Below are 7,315 nucleotides of genomic sequence, written 5' to 3' on the forward strand. Positions count from 1 at the left end.
AAAAACCATGAAAAAACACAACTACAGCGCAGGACCAAGTATCTTACCTCAAGAAGTTTTTGAGAAGGCATCACAAGCAATTTTAAATTTTAACGATTCAGGACTTTCTATCCTTGAAATCTCCCACCGAAGCAAAGATTTTGTTGCTGTAATGGAGGAGGCGCGATCGCTTGCTTTAGAACTACTTGGCCTTCAAGGAAAAGGATACCAAGCCCTATTTTTACAAGGTGGTGCCAGTACAGCATTCTTAATGGCTCCGTATAATTTGATGAAAGAAAACGGAAAAGCAGCCTATTTAGATTCAGGAACCTGGGCAGCAGCTGCGATAAAAGAAGCCAAAAATTTTGGTGAAACGGTTATCGTTGGTTCATCAAAAGAAGAAAATTACAACCATATTTCAAAAGGTTACGAAATACCAAGTGATGCTGATTATTTTCACTGCACCAGTAACAATACTATTTTTGGAACTCAAATGAATGATTTCCCTACTACAAACGTTCCTGTAGTTTGCGATATGAGTTCAGATATTTTCTCACGTGTTTTAGATTACTCTAAATTTGATTTAATCTATGCCGGAGCTCAAAAAAACATGGGTCCAGCTGGAACAACTTTGGTTGTGATAAAAGAGGAAATTTTAGAAAAAACCGGAAGAACTATTCCAAGTATGTTAGACTATGCTAAACATATTAAAGCAGAAAGTATGTACAATACACCTCCTGTTTTTGCTGTTTATGTGTCGTTATTGACTTTACAATGGATTAAAAATAAAGGTGGCGTTGCTGCAGTTGAAAAATTAAATGACGCAAAAGCAACTTTACTTTATAATGAAATCGACAGAAATCCTTTATTCAAAGGAGCAGCAGCAATTGAAGATCGTTCTAAAATGAATGTTACTTTCTTATTGAACAATCCGGATCACGCAGCTACTTTTGATGCTTTATGGAAAGAAGCTAATATTTCAGGATTACCGGGTCACCGTTCTGTTGGTGGTTACAGAGCTTCTATTTACAACGCAATGCCTATCGAAAGTGTTCAGGTTTTAGTTGATGTAATGAAAGCTTTAGAAACTAAAGTTTAATTGTTAATTCGGTTACTTTTTTAATCGAAATAATGGTTTGCTCAGAATACCGGAAGCCCTAGCCCCGATGGGAGGGAAAATCCTTTTGCTTTTTTCTTTAAAAAGCAAAAGATTGGAAGGAACAGCGGGAAATAGCTCCTGAACAAAAAAGAAAAAATCGTAATACTTGGTTGATCTGTTAAACGATTAGCCATATAAACAAAATAGATACAAATGAAAGTATTAGCCAATGATGGAATTTCTAAAAGTGGAATTCTAGCTTTAGAGAAAGGTGGATTTGAAGTTATAACTACAAAAGTTGCACAAGAACAAGTTGCTAATTTTGTAAACGAAAACAATGTAAGCGTAGTTTTAGTGCGTAGTGCGACTAAAGTTCGTAAAGATATTATTGATGCTTGTCCGGGTCTTAAAATCATTGGACGTGGCGGTGTTGGTATGGACAATATTGATGTTGATTATGCTAAAAGTAAAGGAATTCATGTAATCAATACTCCGGCTTCCTCATCAGAATCTGTTGCGGAATTGGTGTTTGGTCACTTGTTTAGCGGTGTTCGTTTTTTACACGATTCTAATAGAAATATGCCACTTGAAGGAGATACTAATTTTGACGGTTTGAAAAAAGCCTACGCAAATGGTATTGAATTAAGAGGAAAAACTTTGGGAATTGTGGGTATCGGCCGTATTGGTCAGGCTACCGCAAAAATGGCGCTTGGTTTAGGTATGAAAGTTATCGCTGCCGATAGTTTTATTCCGACAGTAGATATTAAAGTGGAGTTTTTTGACGGTCAGTCGATCACTACAACAATTGTTTCTCAATCTTTAGAGTCTTTATTTAAAGAAGCTGATTTTATTACTTTACACGTTCCGGCTCAGGATGGTTACATCATTGGAGAAAAAGAACTTGCGATCATGAAAGACGGTGTTGGAATCGTAAACTGTGCCCGTGGCGGTGTTATTGACGAAGTAGCATTAGTAAAAGCGCTGGATTCAGGAAAAGTTGCTTTTGCCGGATTAGACGTTTTTGAAAGCGAACCAAAACCGGAAATGACTATTTTAATGCATACTAAAATCTCGTTGACTCCTCATATCGGAGCAGCAACCGGAGAAGCACAAGACAGAATTGGAACAGAATTAGCTTCACAAATTATTACTTTATTAAGCTAATTAACTATAATTAAATATCTTAAAAGGGATTTATTAACATCTTTAATAAATCCCTTTCTTTTTTTCATTAAATTTGAGGATACCAATCCAAAAAAAATTTAATCATGTTTGAACAATTAACACAATTAGTGCAACAATATGGAGGAGATGCTGTTGTAAATAACAGTGCTGTCCCAAATGAACATAATGAAGCAGTAGTAAAAGAAGCTGGTAATTCGATATTTGAAGGACTGCAAAAAATTGCTTCAGAAGGTGGTGCAGAGCAATTGGCGGGTTTATTTAACGGAAGCACTCCAATAGACAGTTCAAATCCTGTTGTACAGCAAATAACACAACAACTAACTGGAAGTCTTGGTGAAAAATTCGGACTTAGTAGCGCTGACTCTTCAGGTGTGGCTTCTAATATGATTCCGCAAGTATTGAATTCTTTAGTTAATAAAGCAAAAGATCCTAACGATAGTAGTTTCCAGATTTCAGATATCATCAATTCAATCTCAGGAAACAGCGGACAAGCGTCAGGCATCATGGACACCATTTCTAAATACGGAATGCAATTTGGCCTGGATCAAAATGCCGACGGTAAAGTTGATATTGCCGATGCCGTTGCCATTACTCAAAGTAAAGGTGGTATTTCAGGTCTGCTTGGTAAATTATTCGGAAAATAGGTTCTTCTTATAAGTTGCAAAGGTTCAAAGGCACACAGGAACAAAGTTTTTCTCTTTGTGAACTTCCTTAATACAAAAAGCTGTTTATTTTTTGAATAAACAGCTTTTTACATTTTATTAAAACCTCTGAACCTTTGTACCTTCCTCCAAACCAACCTTCACTTTTTTTTCGTAAATTTAAGATCAAATAAAAAGTCATGAAAAATGCTGTTTACATCCTGATCATTTTAGGTACTATTATTGCGTGCTCTACTGCTAAAACCAATGTAGAGCAGCCTGTAACTAAAAATGTAGCCTTAAGCGATACGGTCAGAATTGCGAATGATTCTTTAGAATATGAAGTTATTATTATTGATAACGGCTTCAGTACGTGGTTAGCTTCCAGAGCTTTTCCAAGACAGTATTATTCACAAAGCTACCTCGAAACAAAAAACAGACTTTACATAACCGAATGGAATAATCGTGTTTTACAACCACAACGTTACAGTCCGAATTTGTACGAAATGAATATTAATTACAATCCAACAATCGATTATGGATATGAAGTAAATTACCTCATTTACAATTACATGATTTATTTTCAAAATACTTACAAACAAAAGCTTTGGGGATATGTTCCGTCCAGATAATGTTGTTATATTTGTAATTGTTATAAATAAAGAATGAAGAGATTAAAAGAACGTTGGGGCATTACCTCAAACCTACAAGCCATAATCATACTTACCGTTTTTGCTATCACAGGATCATCTTCTGCATGGCTTTCTAAACCCTTTTGTGTTTTATTGGGAATTACGAAAGAAGATTTTGGAGGTTGGTTTACTCTAATTCGTCTGTTGGTTATTTTTCCCATTTATCAAGTTCTATTGGTTGCAATAGGAGCTCTTTTCGGTCAATTCCGTTTCTTTTGGAATTTTGAAAAGAAAATGCTTAAAAATATGGGGCTTGGATTTTTATTCAAAGACTAATTTAAACTCGTCTTGTACAATCCAGCTAAAGACTATTTAACACATAGAAACATAGACTTAGAATTGTCAATTTAAAGCGCTCAAGAAGTCATATTTTTTTCACATAGTCTTTATTAGTCATATGTGATTTATTTCAACAAAACATCCTTTTTTGCTATCCTCGATGTCATAAAGCTAATTGAAGTCAATAGCTTAATTCTACTCTTTCTTCTGAATATAATAGGTATAAATCCATGTAAGGGTAAAGGATGGAATTATATCTGTAAAGGGTAAAATCTCTTCTACAAAAGTCAAAATACCGGCCACTTTCCCTACTCTGCCTTTGTACATATAAGTCATTAAGAAACCAGCAAGCGGTGCCCAAATCACATCGGCAAAATCGCCAACTAAAGGAATCGTAAAGGAAAGCATTCCTATACCATCAAAAAGTAAACCCATCAAAAGTTTCTTGTTTTTTTCGTCCTTCACGATTATTTCTTCTTTCATGTTCATAAATTTAGTTCTATTTTCCTTAAAAAACAACTTACCTTAAATTCCAAATCTCAAATCTTAAATTCCAAATCTCAAATTCCAAATTCCAAAACCTACATTTCTCATTTTCTCATTTTCACAAACCACCAGAAACCCATTAATCAAATATTGTTCCCAAAATTCTGTTACAACCCATTTTAATATCGACAGAATCTTTGTTTCTTTGTAAAAACAGTTTCATCATGATACACGCAAAAAATATACATAAGTTCTACGATCAGCTTGAGGTTTTAAAAGGAGTGGATCTGCATATTAAAAAAGGTGAAATTGTTTCTATCGTTGGGGCTTCAGGAGCCGGAAAAACAACGCTTTTGCAAATTTTAGGAACTCTTGATAAACCTTCAAAGTCAGCGGATGAAACTTCATTAATCATAAATGGAGAGAATATTTTAGGGCTTAACGATAAAACATTGTCCAAATTCAGAAATCTGAATTTTGGTTTTATTTTTCAATTTCATCAACTTTTACCTGAATTTACAGCCTTAGAAAATGTGTGTATTCCCGCTTACATTGCAGGTAAAAAACCCGCGGAAACAGAAGCAGCAGCAAAGAAACTTTTAGATTACTTAGGATTATCTCACCGAATTAATCATAAGCCAGGCGAACTTTCAGGCGGTGAACAACAGCGTGTCGCCGTTGCCAGAGCTTTAATCAACAAACCCGATGTGATTTTTGCCGACGAACCTTCAGGAAATCTGGACACTCATTCTGCCGAAAACCTACATCAATTGTTTTTTCAGCTTCGTGATGAATTTGGCCAGACTTTCGTAATCGTAACCCACAACGAAGAATTAGCCAATATGGCCGACAGGAAACTAATAATGGTTGATGGTTTAATTAGTAATTAGTCACTTTAAGCTATAAGCTCAATGTTACTAAATTAAGCTGTCTTCTCACGCAGATTCTGCGGATTTTGCGGATTCTAAGGATTTTTTTTATTTCAATGCTAAAATACGTGAGGCTTTTTTTGACAATCCTTAAACTTAATGATGTTGGGGTATAAATTGTAGGCATAAGCTTTAGACTAAGAACAAAAAACCACAAACCTCCAAGAACTTTCATTTTATCATGACCCAAAAAGAACTCAAAGAATTTCTCGACGAAAAAGTCATTCAATACAACAATCTCGATTTTATTGAAAGTGATCCGGTGCAGATTCCGCATTTGTTTACGCAAAAAGAAGACATCGAAATTGCCGGTTTTCTAAGTGCTACCATAGCCTGGGGAAATCGCAAAATGATTATCAAAAATTCACATACCATGATGGAATTAATGGGGAATACTCCTTACGATTTTGTTATGTCCCATTCGGATGAAGATTTAGAAAGATTAGAAAATTTTGTACATCGAACTTTCAATGGGAAAGATTTTACAGGCTTTGTAAAAGGATTGCAAAACATTTATAAAAACCACAACGGCTTAGAAGCTGTTTTTGCTAAAAATCAGGAAAAAGACAGTTTGCAGAAAAGTATTCATGAGTTTAAAAAAGTCTTTTTTGAAATTGATCATTTGCCGCGAACGCAAAAACACATTTCAGATCCTTTAAACAATTCGGCAGCCAAAAGAATCAATATGTATTTGCGCTGGATGGTACGCCAAGACACAAAAGGAGTCGATTTAGGCATCTGGAAAAGTATTTCGCCAGCCGCTTTATCTTGTCCACTAGATGTGCATTCCGGTAATGTTGCCCGTAAACTGGGCATTTTAACCCGAAAACAAAACGACGGAAAGGCTTTGACTGAATTAGATCTTAAACTCCGAAAAATGGACCCCAATGACCCTGTAAAATATGATTTTGCTCTTTTTGGATTAGGCGTTTTTGAAGGGTTTTAAAAGATTCTAATCCTCATCAACACCTGTATACAAACACTGATTTCACAATTATTTTAGTTCAAATAGATTTTTATGTTTTTTGCTTGACTACAAGTATCTTTTTGCCAAATAAAACATGTCGAGATTATATTTCTGCTATACCCTATCTTGTTAAATAAATATAAGCTTTAATTAATTTGCGTATTTTCTTACAATTAATCAAATTAATTGCTAATATTGTAGCTTAGAAAAATAACAGATGGCTGGAGAAAGACCGAGAATAAAATCTATTATCACCGAATCAATTGTTAACCTTGAAGCATATTCTGAAAATTGCTGTTCAAAAAATGCCCGACAGGTACTATTGAGTCCGCATAAATTCAACTCAGATGTATGGGCAGATAAACACTATACTATTAGAGTACAACAAGGTGATGATAATGGAGTTCGAGAAGGAATTGAGCTTGAAGCAATTTTAGAGCTTATAAGAGACACATTTAATCACGTCATTAATTATTCACTTAAATATGGCAAAATTGTTAATTTTCCACCATTTGCGCCGCCACAAAGCACAAGAATAGTTATTCAAAATCATGTTGATAATGAAGAGCATTTTTTAAATGTTGCTCTCGAATATCATTTTCTCGATGTTGATACTTATGAAGTAACGGTCTGGACCGCCATGAAACATAAAGGCTTCCATATCAGGGAAGGGCAATATATTATCCAGTTACATCATGACAAAACTATTCTTTTGCAATTTGTAAAAAGGGTTCTTAAAAAACTACACACTTTTGACAGAAAATAGCTATAAACTATAGAGCAGAATATTCTAATAGATTAATACAATTGATTTTATTTACGTAAATAAAAAAAATACCTACCTTTGCTTAAACAAAGACAGGATAAAGAATTTGACAGGTCGAAAGACAGAATTCTTAATCTGAAAGGTCTTTAAAAAAACCAAAGCTCCATTAGTGGAGCTTTTTTTGTATGAAATTCTTACCCATCTTGCGAACAAATTAGGGATCAAGACATATTGTTGTGGAGGAACAAATATCTTATAGTTCTGTAATTTCGAATCAAGTTAAAAAGTTGTG

9 protein-coding genes are annotated in these 7,315 nt (G+C 34.6%); 8 read left to right on the forward strand and 1 reads right to left on the reverse strand.

From position 1 onward, the window contains the following. Window positions 1-7 precede the first annotated feature (7 nt). The 5 genes from serC (at window position 8) to AB674_RS10280 (ending at window position 3,872) form a co-directional block, all read left to right on the forward strand. Window positions 8-1,078, forward strand: a complete 1,071-nt coding sequence (gene serC / locus AB674_RS10260) for a 3-phosphoserine/phosphohydroxythreonine transaminase (RefSeq protein WP_047776269.1) — start codon at window positions 8-10, stop codon at window positions 1,076-1,078. A 213-nt stretch (window positions 1,079-1,291) separates the two neighbouring features. Then, window positions 1,292-2,242, forward strand: coding sequence for a D-2-hydroxyacid dehydrogenase (locus AB674_RS10265; RefSeq protein ID WP_047776271.1), 951 nt, complete (start codon window positions 1,292-1,294; stop codon window positions 2,240-2,242). 104 nt (window positions 2,243-2,346) lie between these two features. Then, entirely contained in the window at window positions 2,347-2,907 is a 561-nt protein-coding gene (locus AB674_RS10270; protein ID WP_047776273.1) for a hypothetical protein, read from the forward strand. 197 nt (window positions 2,908-3,104) lie between these two features. After that, the gene (locus tag AB674_RS10275; RefSeq protein WP_047776275.1) at window positions 3,105-3,536 is read left to right on the forward strand and encodes a DUF6146 family protein; all 432 of its coding nucleotides are present in this window, start codon (window positions 3,105-3,107) and stop codon (window positions 3,534-3,536) included. A 33-nt stretch (window positions 3,537-3,569) separates the two neighbouring features. Next, the gene (locus AB674_RS10280; RefSeq protein ID WP_047776276.1) at window positions 3,570-3,872 is read left to right on the forward strand and encodes a DUF6787 family protein; all 303 of its coding nucleotides are present in this window, start codon (window positions 3,570-3,572) and stop codon (window positions 3,870-3,872) included. Between the two features lie 198 nt (window positions 3,873-4,070). Here AB674_RS10280 and AB674_RS10285 read toward each other — a convergent pair whose 3' ends face one another. Beyond that, window positions 4,071-4,358 carry a hypothetical protein gene (locus AB674_RS10285; RefSeq protein WP_047776279.1) on the reverse strand — a complete coding sequence of 96 codons (288 nt, stop codon included), beginning with the start codon at window positions 4,356-4,358 and terminating at the stop codon, window positions 4,071-4,073. A gap of 227 nt (window positions 4,359-4,585) precedes the next feature. Here AB674_RS10285 and AB674_RS10290 point away from each other — a divergent pair, with 227 nt between their 5' ends. From AB674_RS10290 to AB674_RS10300, 3 genes are all read left to right on the forward strand, one after another. Further along, complete coding sequence (locus AB674_RS10290; RefSeq protein WP_047776281.1) at window positions 4,586-5,251, forward strand: ABC transporter ATP-binding protein; 666 nt, start codon at window positions 4,586-4,588, stop codon at window positions 5,249-5,251. A gap of 220 nt (window positions 5,252-5,471) precedes the next feature. Continuing rightward, complete coding sequence (locus tag AB674_RS10295) at window positions 5,472-6,236, forward strand: TIGR02757 family protein (protein ID WP_047776283.1); 765 nt, start codon at window positions 5,472-5,474, stop codon at window positions 6,234-6,236. Between the two features lie 238 nt (window positions 6,237-6,474). Continuing rightward, a complete protein-coding gene (locus tag AB674_RS10300) occupies window positions 6,475-7,023 on the forward strand; it encodes a hypothetical protein (RefSeq protein WP_047776284.1) in 549 nt (182 codons plus the stop codon). The last annotated feature ends 292 nt before the right edge of the window (window positions 7,024-7,315 follow it).

The organism is Flavobacterium sp. ABG, assembly GCF_001027725.1.
Lineage (GTDB): Bacteria > Bacteroidota > Bacteroidia > Flavobacteriales > Flavobacteriaceae > Flavobacterium > Flavobacterium cupriresistens.